Here is a 13,834-nt window from a genome sequence, read left to right on the forward strand (position 1 = left end):
TCACTGAATCGGCTTAGATTGCTTTAGTTGGTTCCGGAGCAACGTAACGCCCGTTCCCGGCTTACGCCATTCGTTCATCATGTTCGCGGACTGTGCTCCCGTCGCCCGGAAAAAGGAACCGAGTAAAATATCCTCGTCACTATCCTGATCGATATCCCCCACGGTCATCCGCAACCAACGGCCCCGCTCGGCGTTGGGGAATGTGCGGGGCGTAAAGCGCAGATTGCCGCGGTTCTCAAAATAAACGAAGCCTTTGTTAGGACGTTCTGAGAAGTCGGGGTAGAAGGCAATGGCAGCGATATCCATGTCGCCATCCTGATCAAAATCGCGAACAACTGTTTGGGTAGCGCCGTGCAACGGATAAAACAAGGTTTGCCGGAAATGGAACGTACCATCGTTCAGAAAAACCCGGATGCCATGGTAGCGTTTCAGAACGGTTGAATAGTCTGCGTTATCGCCATTGGAATAAATTAAATCCTGATCGCCGTCCTTGTCAATATCAGCCATTTCCAGGAAGCTGGACCCGTACACCGGCGGAAACTGCATCAAAATCTCTTTGTGGAAGGAGCCGTTCTGTTGGTTATAATAAATCGCAATCTGTTCGTTTCCCTGGGCTAACAGGGCGATGATATCCGGCCACTGATCATTGTTGACGTCGGCAATTAACGTTTGCCGGGCGCCAGGAATCGGGTCTAGTTCGTGTTCGGCAAAGCCCTGTTTGAGTCCCTGAAACCAGCTCAGTTTTCCCGTGTTGTTGCCAAACTGCGAAATAATAACGTCCTCGCGACCATCACGATTAATGTCGATTAAGGTCGACTGTACGGGGCGTTGTAAGTTGAGAATGAGTGGAATAGGTGCTGCCGTCCTGTTTGGGTAACGACTCCAGGCTCCTGCTGTCAGGTCGTTGGGGTTCAGCATACCCAGCGTCAGAATGTCCAGGCTGCCATCGCGATTAGCTCGCAGGTCGGAAGGAGCGCTTGGCAACCGCAGCGAATCTACGCGACGAAGATTTTGATCCAACGCGTACAACTGTCCCCGTTGATCTCCCGCCCAAATACGCTTTGTCAACGTATCATACTGAAGTAGCGTAACAGCTCCGTCGATAGCCCGTTCGGATTGCTGAACCTGAAATAAAGGCAGCCCAACTCGGACGGCGAGGTGCGGCAACTGCGGTAAAACCGAATCTGGCGCCTGAGTGGTGTAATAAGCGACAACCTTCTCCCAGTCGGTAGGATGCAGCGTTGGCGTTGACGGAAAAATATTGGCTTTGATGATGCGTGCCAGCTCATCCGGATTGCTGTACCGGGTAAGTTCGTTTAGCTGACCACCCGTCTGGCCCATATAGAGCGCCATTTGCGGGAGTACACTGCGCTTCCAAGTGTCTTTATCCAGCAACGACGGGCTAGGGGCCAGGTGGCAGCTCCCGCAGTACGTCCGACTAAGCTGTTCGCCAGTCAGTTGAGTTGGTTCGGGTAGGGCATCGGTGGTTGATGACTTATTTCTGCAGGCGAGTACAAACAGAACGCTACTGAAAATAATAACAGCCCAACGTAAAAAATACATACTTTGCTCTTTTGACAAAGATACCTAAATCGACGTTCATGACCAGTTGACCGAAGCAAGACAAACGAACTTGGTTCAAACAATTCGGTATCGAACAAACTTAGTTTTGTAATCCGAGCTCCCACACTCGGTCATCACCATTCACTAGATCGGGCGTGGGTAACCGGTTGCCTCTACTACTGATGAATTGCTTTGTTGGCCTCGATGTCGGTACAACTAACGTAAAAGCGCTGGCGATGCCCGCTGACCTGAGCGAAATTCTGGCTCATGCATCGGCTTCCGTAACGACGCTTAACCCGGAACCCGGCTATGCGGAACAGGACCCGCTGGAAGTCTGGAACGCGCTGGTGCAGGTGATGGCAGAAATACTGGATGAGTTAGGCAAAGCAGGACATACGATTACTCATATCGCATTCAGTACGGCTATGCATAGTCTACTGGCAATGGATGTTGACGGAAAGCCAATGAGTAATCTCATTCTCTGGTCGGATAACCGGGCTGAAGCGCAGGCGAATACGTTACGTTCGGAGAAGGCGGATCTGGGTAAAGCCATTTACGAGCTGACCGGAACGCCTATCCACCCAATGATTCCATTATGCAAACTGGCCTGGCTGCGAGAGCACGACTCCCGGTTGCTGAACCGGACGGCTCACTTTGGCTCGATCAAAGAATTTCTTTGGTTTCGCCTGACCAGTCAGTTCGAAGTCGATTATTCCATTGCGACGGCAACAGGGCTATTTGACGAAGCTAAACGGCAGTGGAGCGATCTGGCTATGGAGTACGCTGGCGTCCGACCCGATCAGTTGTCGAAACCGGTAGCCACGACGTTCATGCGCCCTTATTCTCCTCGTCCCGAGACAACCATTCCTGGCCTGACAAACGAGACGATGCTGGTGATCGGGGCGTCGGACGGCTGTCTGGCGAATCTGGGCGCAGGAGCCATTAAAGCTGGTACCGCTACGCTGACAATTGGGACCAGTGGAGCCATTCGTCAGACGGTACGTAAACCCCTACGCGACGCGAAAGGCCGCTTGTTCTGTTATATTCTTGACGACAATCACTACGTTGTTGGTGGCCCTACCAATAATGGAGGAAACGTGCTGGAATGGCTAAGTGAGAAGTTTTTGACAAAAGAAACGGAAGCCGTGCTCGCTGAAGCGCAGACGGTTCCCGCCGGTGCCGATGGCCTGCTGTTTTATCCATACTTACAAGGAGAACGAGCGCCACTCTGGGATGCTCACGTGCGGGGCGCTTACATGCACGTCGACTGGTTACACACGCAGGCACATTTTGTCCGGGCGTCGCTGGAAGGTGTCCTGTTCAATTTGCTCAGCATTAATAACCTGCTGACAACGCACACCGGCCCCGCTCGGGTTATTCACGCCAATGGCGGCTTTGCACAGTCTGATTTCTGGGTGCAGATGCTGGCTGATATGACCGGTCGTCCCGTTCGACTTAATGCCAGTAACGAAAGCGGTTCGATGGGCGGTATTCTGCTGACAATGAAAGCCGTCGGTATGGTTAAAACGCTGGATGAAGCCGCTGAGAAAGTAGCGTTCGGAAAGACCTTTGAACCCAATTCAGACCAGTACAAAACGTATCGCACCGCGTTTGCGAAATGGGAAACCGGACTAGCTAACTTCTGATAGTTTTGCCAAGAAATGCTTGCAGGCCTATCCCAACCCATTATCATCAAAATACTTCTTGACCAGTAAGTTGATAAAACGTTTTAAATGGGTTTCGTTCAGAAAGACGTTAGACCAGTTTTCGTAACGCTGACATTGTATACCCAAGTAAAAAAAATAAATCGTTACGCCCAGCATGGGTAAAAGTCGTTTCTCTTCGCTGCTGATTGGCGTCACTGACTCATAACCCGTTAAAAAGGCTTCGATCTTTTGGTTACGCTCTTGCTCCACTTTCTCGGTACTATGGATCTGGAGGATGTAATAAGCAACGTCGAGACAGAGCCAGCCGTTACCGCAAAAGTCGAAGTCGAACAACGTAACGCGGTGATTTTGGTCGATGTGCAGGTTATCAAACCAAATGTCCAGGTGAACGACGCCCTGCCGGAGTTGAGCAGTATCGGCGTACCTGAGTTCCTGTAGCAAATAAGCCTGTGCCTTTTGCATAAACCGCATTTCGTCGGAATCAGCCGGTAAACGTTGCTGTAAATAGACAAACGAATCGACCAACAGCCGGTCCGGTGTATACGTTTCCCTTGACAGTCGCAGGTTGTGGGTGAGCTGGTGCAGCCGGCCCATCACCTCGCCGATATGAGTGTGTATCTCGGGCGAGAAGTTGAGTAGTTTCTCGCCGTCTGCGTACGAAAACAGGACTCCATAGCGCAATCCTTCGGGAGCAGTTACTTCCTGAATGTAACTGCCCGTCTTGTCTGGAATAGCATACGAAACGGGAATATTATGTTTCTGGAGCAAATCCAGCAAGCGAATTTCTTCCAGAATTTCTGCCTGACTACGCCAATCCAGCGTGTATAGCCGAAAGACGTAGCGCGTTCCGTCATCGGTAAGTAAATACGTATGGCTAATCCCTGCTTTCAGTAACTGGCACGTTACTTCAGGAGCCAAGCCATATTGGCCGGCCAGAAACGGAGCGAGTGCAGCTGATGAGACAATCGAACTGCTTACGGAAAATGGAGCCATACATTACGTAGCTAAAAATAAAGGTGTAGTCATTGCCGACAAATGACTACACCTGAAAGAAATGACCAGAAAAACTTACCAACGTACCTGTCCGTCGCCGGTAACAACCCATTTTTCAGTTACCAGTTTTTCTAGCGCAAAGGGGCCACGCGCGTGGAGTTTCTGGGTCGAAATGCCAATCTCGGCGCCCAGGCCGAAGACACCCCCATCTGTAAAGCGAGTTGATGCGTTAGCGTATACCGCGGCTGCGTCAACCTCGTGTAGAAATCGATCAATGATTGGCTGGTTCTGCGAAATGATTGCCTCGGAATGTTTTGACGAGTACGTCTGAATGTGCGACAGAGCTTCGTTTAGGCCAGCCACCACTTTCACCGCGATTTTATAATCCAGAAACTCCCGGCCAAAGTCTTCCGGGCGGGCGTGTTGCAGCTGTTCGTAGCCGGCCTTCTCCAAGATGGCGTAAGCCGTTTCGTCCGCAAATACCTCGACGTTCCATTTCCTAAAATCATCGATCATCATCGGCAGAAACTGTTCCGCGATGGCTGCATCGACCAGCGCGCAGTCCAGCGAATTGCAAACGGATGGCCGGGATACTCGACCGTTGACTACGATATTGGTCGCTTTTTCCAGGTCGGCAGATGCTTCGACATAGGCATGGCAGACACCAGCACCCGTCTCAATCGTTGGGACAAGCGAATTCTTGCGTACAAACTGAATCAGCGATTCGGAGCCGCGCGGAATAATAATGTCGACGTAACGCGTAGCCGTCAAAAGTTCATTGACCACAGCCCGGTCGGGGGGAAGGAGTGAAACGGCAGCTTTGGGCACATCGAACTCGGTCAACACTGCCTGAATCAGACTAACTAAATACCGGTTCGAAAAGTCCGCTTCTTTACCGCCTTTGAGTACGCAAGCATTACCAGATCGCAGACAAAGCGACGCTACGTCGACCGTTACGTTCGGCCGCGATTCATAGATGACACCAACAACACCCAGAGGGACCGCAATTTTTTTGAGCTTCAATCCCTGTTCGATGGTCCGCTCAAAGATCACTTCTCCCGCCGGGTCAGGAAGGATCGCTACGTCCCGTAAACTGTGCGCCAGGCTGGCAATGCGAGCGTCTGTCAGCTTCAGCCGGTCGTACTTCGGATCATCGGCCGACATCCGATCTAGGTCTTTCTGATTCTCCGTAATGATGTCCTTGACGTGCTCCGTCAATACGTCAGCCATCCGGTTAAGCAGGTCGGTTTTCTGCGCCGAGCTTAGTTGACGGACGACGGCAGCCGCCTGTTGCGTAGCCTGAAGAAGAGGAGTGATTGGAGTCATTGTATCACCTGGACGATTACGTCCGGTTAATCATAGTAAATAACAAGCAGATAAATGCCCGACTGCTTTACCTACAAAAGTACGATATCGTTAGCATTCGCCACGTCAATGTTTTGCTGGTTAAGCTGTTGCGATAAGGTGTCGGAGGAGAGCCGGACGCGGGCGACGGCAACTGCGACCTGCTGCTCGTCCAGAATTTCGATCATTTCGCCAGCCGCAAAATCACCGATAACATTTTTGATGCCTACGGCCAGCAGACTTCGGCGCTGTTGCAGAGCACGTACTGCCCCCGCGTCAACCTGTACCTGTCCAACAGCCAGGCTGCCACTTACCAGCCAGCGATTGCGGGCGGATAATGAACTGGGCTGGGCCAAAAACTCAGTGCCGGTTTCGCCGTTCAGCGCCCGGCTGATGTTATCCGGCTCGTTCAACCCGAAAATAAGGACCCGAATGCCCATGCGGGTAGCGAGTTTGGCGAAGGTTAGTTTCGACGCCATCCCGCCCAACCCCAGCGATGACTTATCGGTCCGGACAACGCCAAAAATCTGTTCGTCGAACGTAGCAACCTGCCGGATAATCTGCCCATTGTTGTCCATTAACCCACCGACTGACGTGCAGAGCATTAGTGCCTTTGCCCCAAAACCCACAGCCATTAGTGTTGCCAATTCGTCATTATCTGAAAACTTCAGCTCGCGGCTACTGACGACGTCATTCTCGTTGGCAATTGGAATAACGCCGTTGTGCCACAGCTCCTCGTAGGTTTGTTTAAGCTGCAGAAACTGATCCCGGTTGGCAAAATGATGGCGTTCGCACAAACTCTGCGCAATAGAGATGCCGTAAATGGTAAAAAAACGAGAGTATTGATTGAGCAGAAATAGATTACCTACGGCCGCTGCTGCCTTGCGCTGCGTAATGTCACCCCGATAATCGCGAATCAGCGCTTTGCCGGCCCCAACCGCACCGGATGAAACTAATACAATATGATAATGCGGCTGCAGAGCCGCCACCTGACGGGCAATGTCGACCATAACCGGCTCATTGGGCTCGCCGGAGGGTTTAGTAATGGAAGCTGTACCGAATTTAAGGACAAGAACGGGTTTGGTCATGGGCGCAAAGATAGAGCAATCCCCGAAAAGCCGGTTTTAGTCGATGATCGTAGCGGGTACGAAACGAGCTTCGTTAACCAGCGCAGCCTTGAGCTGTTTTAAGTAATCGGCCTTTGGAATTTCGATCGCTCCGTACCGGCGGACGTTATCGTTGATGAATTGCGTATCGAGCAGGGTAAACCGTTGTTCCCGAAGCTGCATAATCAAGTAATGAAACGCTACTTTCGACGCGTTACTAACCCGGTGAAACATGGACTCGCCGAAGAAAGCTGAACCCAACGAAACGCCGTAAAGACCGCCAACCAACTCATCGTTTTGATACGCTTCGACACTGTGAGCCAGACCCATGTGGTGCAATTCGGTATACGCGTCGATGATTTCTTCTGAAATCCAGACACTGTCTTCGTCATTACGGGGCTCCGAGCAATAACGCATCACTTGACTAAAGGCCGTATTGAACCGAATGTCGAACTGCTGCTGATTCAACACGGGCCGCAGAGATCGGGCTGGCTTATAAGGGGCAATTGGTATAATGGCGCGGGGGTCAGGCGCATACCAATACAAAGTACCATCCGCATCGGCCATCGGGAAAATCCCGTTGATATACCCATAAATCAGGTCGTCGGCAGTAAGCATGAGCGATTGTGAGTAAAACCGAGGCTTGACAAAAGTAAATGTTTTAATGAACAACTAAGCGAATTGCGCTAAGAGGATCACGCTATCCTGAGCAGAAGGTATGCCAATACCTGTTAAACTAAACACTTTTTGCGTTGTCAAACGATTCGGTCAGTAAAACAGTTGTTCTGCCAGCAGAATACGTATCTCACCGAACGATAGCTGATAACGGAGACGTATCCTTAAAACCGACTTATTTTATGAAAAAGAGCTTATTCGTACTTGTTCTGGCGCTGCCTCTACTATTTAGTCAGTGCAGTATCAATAAACAGATCTCGCAAGCAAAAACATTGGGGGATTGCCGGTATTCCATCGCGTCGGCCGATAGCGTCTATCTGGCCGGAGTTGACATTCGGGAGTTTCGTAGGCTGGAAGACCTGAATCCGGCTCGCTATCCTCGTCTGGCTGCTGGGCTGCTGGTTCGCAACGTACCATTAGACGCCCGGATCAATCTGGACATCACGAATCCAACCAACAAATTAGCGGGTATCAATCAGCTTGAATATCGAATTCTGCTGGCGGGGCAGGAGTTGTTCAACGGCTTTCTTAACCAACGTATTGAAGTTCAGCCCGGCGGGGGGAAAACGCGGGTACCGGTTCGGCTGAATGCGAACGCCTATCAATTACTGACCGACGCCAAAACTCGGGATGCGTTCACGCAACTGGTCCAGAATTTATCAGGATCGGCTAACACAAAGCCGTCAAAACTGACCATCCGTATTAAGCCAACGCTGGATTTGGCTGGTGGTCAGGTAAACTATCCGGGTTATATCACCATCGATCAGGACGTAACAAACAAAATTTTGCTCGGGAATTAAGGCCTGATCATAAGCAACTTCCAGTAAGATACAGTAGCCTTAGCGACGCCCCGGCTTTTAGGACCGGGGCTTTTTTATGGCTCTTTTGTTCGAAACTTCCTGACCAACCTTGCACTGAATTATGCGTCAATTGTTCTTTTACCTGCTTTTTCTTCTGCCTACAACGCTGATCCGGGCGCAGCAAATTCAACTGACGCACGACGAAGCAGAAAAACGGATTGCTGTTACGGTTGACGGTAAGCCGTTTACCGCCTACATCTATCCGGGGCCAGCCGTATTGAAAAAGCCAGTGTTATATCCCATCGCATCGGCGGGGGGGAATGCTATAACCCGAGGTTGGCCTATGGACCCCCGCCCGGGCGAGCGTGTCGACCACCCACATCACGTTGGGATGTGGTTCAATTATGGGGATGTGAACGGACACGATTTCTGGAATAACTCCAACGAAGTCGGGCCCGAGCACAAAGGACCCTTCGGGACGATCGTTCACACTGGCATCAAATCCATGAAAAGCGGCAAAGGCAAAGCGGAGCTGATTGTAACGGCTGATTGGCTTGACAAGGATAATAAACCGATGTTACAAGAAACAACAACCTATACGTTTCGGGTAGAAGGGAATAAGCGGACTATCGAACGGGCTGCCGTTTTAAAAGCTTTGGCGAATGATGTTACGTTCAAGGATAATAAAGAAGGTATGATCGCACTGCGGTTGGCTCGCCAGCTGGAGCATCCATCGACCAAACCTGAGGTATTCACTGATGCGCAGGGCGTAGCCACAAAAGTACCAACCCTGGACAACACCGGAATTACGGGAATGTATCACAGTAGTGAAGGTATCGAGGGCGATGCTGTCTGGGGAACCCGCGCCCGGTGGGTAAACCTGACCGGTACAATCAACGGCGAGACGTTGGCGGTTACGTTGCTGGATCATCCGAAGAACATTGGCTATCCGACTTACTGGCACGCGCGCGGTTATGGGTTATTCGCAGCTAATCCACTGGCTCCGTCCGTGTTCAGTAATGGCAAAGAAGCGGCTATGAACTACAAACTCCCCGCCGGCCAGTCTGTTGCGTTCCGGTACCAGCTAGTGATTCAATCAGGCGAGTCGCCAAAACAGGCACTTAACGCACAGGCTGACCAGTTTTCGCAGCTACGGTAAAATTGTCTAAAAGAAAGAACGGTTGTTCAAGATACTGGTTGATCTATCCTGAACAACCGTTCCGATAAAGTAAGTCGTAATCAGTTTAAATGTACTAAGGCAGAACGGTACACGCGCCCATTGAGCGAGTCTACCCAGGACCGTAATGTATCGTTTTCGTACGTTGCTCGCGTCATCTCGGTATCAATCTGCCGTAGTAAAAAAAACAACTGATGAACGTACATCCATTGGCGGTGTAAGCGCGTGTTATCTTCAGCAGTGGGATTGCTCTGGCGAATCTCCGTAGTCAGTTGACGAAGGCTCACTTTAAGATGATAACGTAACATAATCAGGCGACTGGCCATGGCCAGATCATTCGGATTACGTTCCATGTGTGTGATCCCTTTTGCAAGAATGTTATTGCGCTGCTGGAGCTGATCTGACACAATATACCAGGCGTGCTCGGCCCGAAGCGATTCATACGTGGCAATTTTCATGGCGATTAGTACATTACGGTTTATAACAAATATACTCGTATTGCCAATTATTCAACAGGTAATATATAGAATTTTGTGAATTTTAATTTGAATATGGGTCGTGAAACAATACGAGTTATAACAACGTAACTGTTGTCAGCTAGATCATCGGCAAGTCAATAGCTATAAGTCACGCGTAAAACAAATAGTGTATCTTAGTTGAAAAAATAGGCTCTATCAATGATGCTTACCTGCTGAACGCTTCCCAGGTTATAGGATGGCCGTTTTTCAGGTAAGCTACTAGACGTTATCTAATTGCTGTATGGATCCCATTTATCGCTCGCTTATTGTCTGCACTAGCCATGCTGATTTTCCGGGTCGACCGCAAAAAACGGGCTTGTGGCTAAGTGAGGCAACGCATTTTTACGATGAGCTTGCTAGCCGAAATTTGCCCTATGACATTGCAAGTCCTAAAGGTGGGGCTGTTCCTATTGATGAACGGAGCATTGACCGACGCGACACGACGAACGAAAAATGGTATAACAATCCGGATTTTCGGCGGAAACTGCAAGAGTCCATCCCGTTAATCGACGTGGATCCAGCCGCCTACCAAATTGTCTTTTTCTCAGGTGGACACGGTGCTCTCTGGGATTTTCCGGATAACCCGGACGTACAGCGAATAACCCGTTATGTTTACGAAAATGGAGGAATGGTAGCGGCAGTTGGGCACGGAGTGAGTGGCCTGATGAACGTTACGTTATCGGACGGGAGATCACTGATCAACAACCGACAGTTAACCGGCTTCTCCAACATAGAAGAAAAGTTACTCCGACTAAGTGAAGAAGTCCCTTTTCTGTTAGAAGACGGTTTGAAACAGAAAAAGGCTCTATATAGTAAAGGACTCCTGCCGTTTATTACATACATCGAAATGGATGAACGATTGGTAACGGGTCAGAATCCGCTGTCGGCCCGCAAAGTAGGCCGTAAGGTGCTAGAAGAGATGTACGAAAAATAAATCGGCAGAACCTGGTTGGGTTCTGCCGATTTTTGAGGGAACTAGACTGCCACGTCCGGAAAAACTTCGCGCAGGAATTTTAGCTCCTGATCTTTGTCCGATACAATCGGATTGCTGATACCCCAGTCAATATTCAAATCAGGATCATCCCAGCGAATGCCTGATTCCGATGCTTTATTGTACACATTCGTACATTTATAGCTGAAAATGCTATCCTGCAGCGCCACGAAGCCATGAGCAAAACCTTCCGGAATGTACGCCATGTTGGCAATGGATGCATCCAGTAAAAACGTTTCATATTTCCCAAAGGTAGGCGAGTCAGGACGAACATCTACGGCAATATCAAGTACCTGACCGGTAATGACCCGCACCAGTTTACCCTGCGCGAAAGGTTCGTGCTGCATGTGCAGGCCACGCAAGACGCCTTTTACGGAAAACGACTGATTGTCCTGAACAAAATCCATCGGCAGGCCTAGCGACGTGAAGAGGGGTTTGTTGTACGACTCAAAAAAGTAGCCGCGCTCATCCTCAAACAGGCGTGGAATCAGTTCAACGAGGCCCTCAATGGAGGTTTTACGAACTTGCATAAACAGAAATAGATTTTACTACGTGTAGCCGGAGTTTACCGGCAAATCTACAAAAACGAGGTTGGAGTTTGTAACTTTGGGGCAAGCCTGTTTATCCATCATTACTGAGTGGGCTTGATTTTCTGGCATGACATACAACGAATTAGCTGATCAGATTTTTCGGAAGCAGTCTTACCTCTGCGTTGGTCTGGATACTGATCTACGCAAAATACCTTCGCATCTTCTTCACGAGAAAGACCCTGTTTTCGCCTTTAACAAAGCCATCATCGACGCTACGGCCGATCTGGCGGTAGCTTACAAACCTAATATTGCTTTTTACGAAGCGCAGGGACCACGCGGTTGGGAAAGTCTCCAGAAAACACTGGAATACATTCCTAAAGACTGTTTTACGATTGCTGATGCCAAACGGGGAGACATCGGCAACACATCAGGCTTATACGCCCGGACTTTCTTCGAACCTGATGCGGCTGGGCTAAACTTTGATTCTGTCACGGTAGCGCCTTACATGGGACGGGATTCCGTTATGCCGTTTCTGGAGTATTCCGGTAAATGGGTGATTTTGCTGGCATTAACATCAAACGCTGGCAGTGCTGATTTTCAACGTCAACCCGTTGAGGAACAGGAGTTATTCGAAGTGGTTATGCAGACAGCCCAGACCTGGGCCAGCCCAGAGCAGCTTATGTTTGTGATTGGAGCTACCCAGGCAGGTGAGATTGACCGGGTTCGTGAAATAGCTCCTCAAAACTTTCTGCTTGTACCAGGCGTAGGGGCGCAGGGTGGCAGCTTAGCCGACGTGTCGAAGTATGGCCTTACCTCCGATTGCGGTCTGTTAGTTAATGCTTCGCGTAGCATTCTGTATGCATCTTCTGACACTGATTTCGCTGAAAAGGCGCGTGCAGAAGCTCAGGCGCTTCAAACCGAAATGGCTGGCTATCTGGCTGCCTTGAAGCGTTAAATTTATTGACAGGATTACAGCTTTTAGCTGACTGTAATCCTGTCAAACTAATTCTTAGGACAATCGCTACCGCAAAGTTTAGATTAAATAGCCTGTAAACTATTTTCTGTATTTTGGCACTTGACTCACGGCTTGAAAACACTTCCTTGATAGACTTCTATCTTCCCTGCCACCGTGACCGAGGCTTTCCTTTATTTTCTCTGGCAATACCAGTATTTCGACAGATCGTATCTGACAACCTCTGATGGTGAATCGATACAAATTCTACATCCTGGCTTTCGGAATCATGAATCGGGACCGGATTTTTTCAACGCTCGCTTACTGATCAACAATGTGGATTGGGGAGGCACAGTCGAGATGCATCTGAAAACGTCTGACTGGTTGTCGCACCGCCACCAACAGGATCAGGCTTACGACAATGTCATCCTGCACGTTGTCTGGCAGGATGATCTGGCTGGTAGTACCAAGCGTATAAATCGTACAAACGGAACACTCATTCCTACAATGGAGCTATGTTCCCGTACGACTAGTGATTTGTTGAAGCGCTATGCAACGTTGAGCGAATCACGGGAGCCAATTCCATGTGCTGGACAATTCAGGAGCGTTCAGCCGCTTCGTATTACGTCGATGCTCGATAAAGCCATGTTGCAACGGCTGGAACGAAAAGCGGCTGGTGTACAGCTCATAGCTGAGCAAACCAACGGCGATTGGGAAGAAGTGGCGTATCAGCTACTGGCAACCAATATGGGGTTTAAGATCAATGCCGCTCCAATGGAACAACTGGCTCGAACGGTTCCGCTAAAAGCGATACGTAAACACCGGGACGTAGTGACGCAAACGGAAGCCCTGTTATTTGGGATGGCTGGCTTACTGGATGCGGAAGTGACAGACGAATATAGCCAACTTCTGCAACGGGAATATCGATTTCTAGCGACCAAATACCAACTGAATGATAAAGAAGTAGCTACTCATGCCTGGAAATGGGGACGGCTGCGCCCCGCAAACTTTCCTACGCTTCGATTAGCGCAGTTTACCCAGTTGATTACGCAGCACGCCAGCTTGTTCTCGCTTTTTGTCGGGGCGACGGATGTTGAATTATTGCTGAAAGCCTTACAAATTACTCCGTCCACTTACTGGCAAACGCATTATCGATTCGGGAAGGTAACAGAGAAAACAGTTTCGGCTCTAGGAGAAACCTCAGCGGTGAATATCGTAATCAATACGGCCATTCCCTTACTAGCAGCTTATGCTCATCATCGAGGGCAACCGGCTTACATTGATCGGTCAATTGCCTTGCTCGAGCAGCTTCCGTCCGAAAAGAACCATCTCATCGATAACTGGAACGCTTTGGGCTTAGACATTCGCACGGCTTTCGATTCACAGGCCGCTATCGAACTCCATAATGAGTTCTGCGTTCACAAGAAGTGCTTAAGCTGCCAAATTGGGGTGGGGTTGGTAAAATAAAAAGAGAAAGGAACGAGGAATAGTATCGTATAAACTCTTCCTCGTTCCTTT

Annotated in this window: 13 protein-coding genes; 6 read left to right on the forward strand and 7 right to left on the reverse strand. The window is 49.7% G+C overall.

The genetic code is table 11. The annotated features are described in order from the left end of the window. Complete coding sequence (locus ACYVAD_RS21935; RefSeq protein ID WP_461141685.1) at positions 1–1,563, reverse strand: FG-GAP repeat domain-containing protein; 1,563 nt, start codon at positions 1,561–1,563, stop codon at positions 1–3. 182 nt (positions 1,564–1,745) lie between these two features. On the opposite strand from ACYVAD_RS21935, the gene ACYVAD_RS21940 reads away from it, so the two are divergent. Beyond that, the gene (locus tag ACYVAD_RS21940) at positions 1,746–3,209 is read left to right on the forward strand and encodes a gluconokinase (protein WP_461141686.1); all 1,464 of its coding nucleotides are present in this window, start codon (positions 1,746–1,748) and stop codon (positions 3,207–3,209) included. Between the two features lie 27 nt (positions 3,210–3,236). Here the strand turns inward: ACYVAD_RS21940 and ACYVAD_RS21945 are convergent, their stop codons facing one another. From ACYVAD_RS21945 to aat, 4 genes are all read right to left on the reverse strand, one after another. Beyond that, complete coding sequence (locus ACYVAD_RS21945) at positions 3,237–4,223, reverse strand: phosphotransferase enzyme family protein (protein WP_461141687.1); 987 nt, start codon at positions 4,221–4,223, stop codon at positions 3,237–3,239. A gap of 75 nt (positions 4,224–4,298) precedes the next feature. Further along, the gene (locus ACYVAD_RS21950) at positions 4,299–5,549 is read right to left on the reverse strand and encodes a glutamate-5-semialdehyde dehydrogenase (protein WP_461141688.1); all 1,251 of its coding nucleotides are present in this window, start codon (positions 5,547–5,549) and stop codon (positions 4,299–4,301) included. Between the two features lie 71 nt (positions 5,550–5,620). Continuing rightward, positions 5,621–6,655, reverse strand: a complete 1,035-nt coding sequence (gene proB / locus ACYVAD_RS21955; protein ID WP_461141689.1) for a glutamate 5-kinase — start codon at positions 6,653–6,655, stop codon at positions 5,621–5,623. A 36-nt stretch (positions 6,656–6,691) separates the two neighbouring features. Next, positions 6,692–7,291 (reverse strand): leucyl/phenylalanyl-tRNA--protein transferase, encoded by a 600-nt coding sequence (aat, locus tag ACYVAD_RS21960; protein ID WP_461141690.1) that lies wholly within the window; start codon positions 7,289–7,291, stop codon positions 6,692–6,694. A 239-nt stretch (positions 7,292–7,530) separates the two neighbouring features. Here aat and ACYVAD_RS21965 point away from each other — a divergent pair, with 239 nt between their 5' ends. After that, positions 7,531–8,148, forward strand: a complete 618-nt coding sequence (locus ACYVAD_RS21965) for a hypothetical protein (RefSeq protein ID WP_461141691.1) — start codon at positions 7,531–7,533, stop codon at positions 8,146–8,148. Between the two features lie 121 nt (positions 8,149–8,269). After that, on the forward strand, positions 8,270–9,307 hold the full coding sequence (locus ACYVAD_RS21970) for a DUF6807 domain-containing protein (RefSeq protein ID WP_461141692.1): 1,038 nt from the start codon (positions 8,270–8,272) through the stop codon (positions 9,305–9,307). 80 nt (positions 9,308–9,387) lie between these two features. Here the strand turns inward: ACYVAD_RS21970 and ACYVAD_RS21975 are convergent, their stop codons facing one another. After that, the gene (locus ACYVAD_RS21975; protein ID WP_461141693.1) at positions 9,388–9,783 is read right to left on the reverse strand and encodes a hypothetical protein; all 396 of its coding nucleotides are present in this window, start codon (positions 9,781–9,783) and stop codon (positions 9,388–9,390) included. A gap of 301 nt (positions 9,784–10,084) precedes the next feature. On the opposite strand from ACYVAD_RS21975, the gene ACYVAD_RS21980 reads away from it, so the two are divergent. Then, positions 10,085–10,777 carry a type 1 glutamine amidotransferase domain-containing protein gene (locus tag ACYVAD_RS21980; RefSeq protein WP_461141694.1) on the forward strand — a complete coding sequence of 231 codons (693 nt, stop codon included), beginning with the start codon at positions 10,085–10,087 and terminating at the stop codon, positions 10,775–10,777. A gap of 41 nt (positions 10,778–10,818) precedes the next feature. Here ACYVAD_RS21980 and rfbC read toward each other — a convergent pair whose 3' ends face one another. After that, entirely contained in the window at positions 10,819–11,364 is a 546-nt protein-coding gene (rfbC, locus tag ACYVAD_RS21985; protein WP_461141695.1) for a dTDP-4-dehydrorhamnose 3,5-epimerase, read from the reverse strand. Positions 11,365–11,491: 127 nt separating this feature from the next. Between rfbC and pyrF the strand changes: the two genes are divergently transcribed. Then, positions 11,492–12,319 (forward strand): orotidine-5'-phosphate decarboxylase, encoded by an 828-nt coding sequence (gene pyrF, locus ACYVAD_RS21990; RefSeq protein ID WP_461141696.1) that lies wholly within the window; start codon positions 11,492–11,494, stop codon positions 12,317–12,319. Between the two features lie 174 nt (positions 12,320–12,493). Beyond that, positions 12,494–13,783 (forward strand): DUF2851 family protein, encoded by a 1,290-nt coding sequence (locus tag ACYVAD_RS21995; protein ID WP_461141697.1) that lies wholly within the window; start codon positions 12,494–12,496, stop codon positions 13,781–13,783. Positions 13,784–13,834 lie beyond the last annotated feature (51 nt).

The organism is Spirosoma pomorum, assembly GCF_054776615.1.

Bases quoted from the DNA above. Each gene is read 5' to 3' on its own strand.
- aat (WP_461141690.1), bottom strand. From the start codon at position 7,291: ATGCTTACTGCCGACGACCTGATTTATGGGTATATCAACGGGATTTTC.
- proB (WP_461141689.1), bottom strand. From the start codon at position 6,655: ATGACCAAACCCGTTCTTGTCCTTAAATTCGGTACAGCTTCCATTACT.
- ACYVAD_RS21945 (WP_461141687.1), bottom strand. From the start codon at position 4,223: ATGGCTCCATTTTCCGTAAGCAGTTCGATTGTCTCATCAGCTGCACTC.
- pyrF (WP_461141696.1), top strand. From the start codon at position 11,492: ATGACATACAACGAATTAGCTGATCAGATTTTTCGGAAGCAGTCTTAC.
- ACYVAD_RS21975 (WP_461141693.1), bottom strand. From the start codon at position 9,783: ATGAAAATTGCCACGTATGAATCGCTTCGGGCCGAGCACGCCTGGTAT.
- ACYVAD_RS21940 (WP_461141686.1), top strand. From the start codon at position 1,746: ATGAATTGCTTTGTTGGCCTCGATGTCGGTACAACTAACGTAAAAGCG.
- ACYVAD_RS21980 (WP_461141694.1), top strand. From the start codon at position 10,085: ATGGATCCCATTTATCGCTCGCTTATTGTCTGCACTAGCCATGCTGAT.
- ACYVAD_RS21970 (WP_461141692.1), top strand. From the start codon at position 8,270: ATGCGTCAATTGTTCTTTTACCTGCTTTTTCTTCTGCCTACAACGCTG.
- rfbC (WP_461141695.1), bottom strand. From the start codon at position 11,364: ATGCAAGTTCGTAAAACCTCCATTGAGGGCCTCGTTGAACTGATTCCA.
- ACYVAD_RS21935 (WP_461141685.1), bottom strand. From the start codon at position 1,563: ATGTATTTTTTACGTTGGGCTGTTATTATTTTCAGTAGCGTTCTGTTT.
- ACYVAD_RS21965 (WP_461141691.1), top strand. From the start codon at position 7,531: ATGAAAAAGAGCTTATTCGTACTTGTTCTGGCGCTGCCTCTACTATTT.
- ACYVAD_RS21950 (WP_461141688.1), bottom strand. From the start codon at position 5,549: ATGACTCCAATCACTCCTCTTCTTCAGGCTACGCAACAGGCGGCTGCC.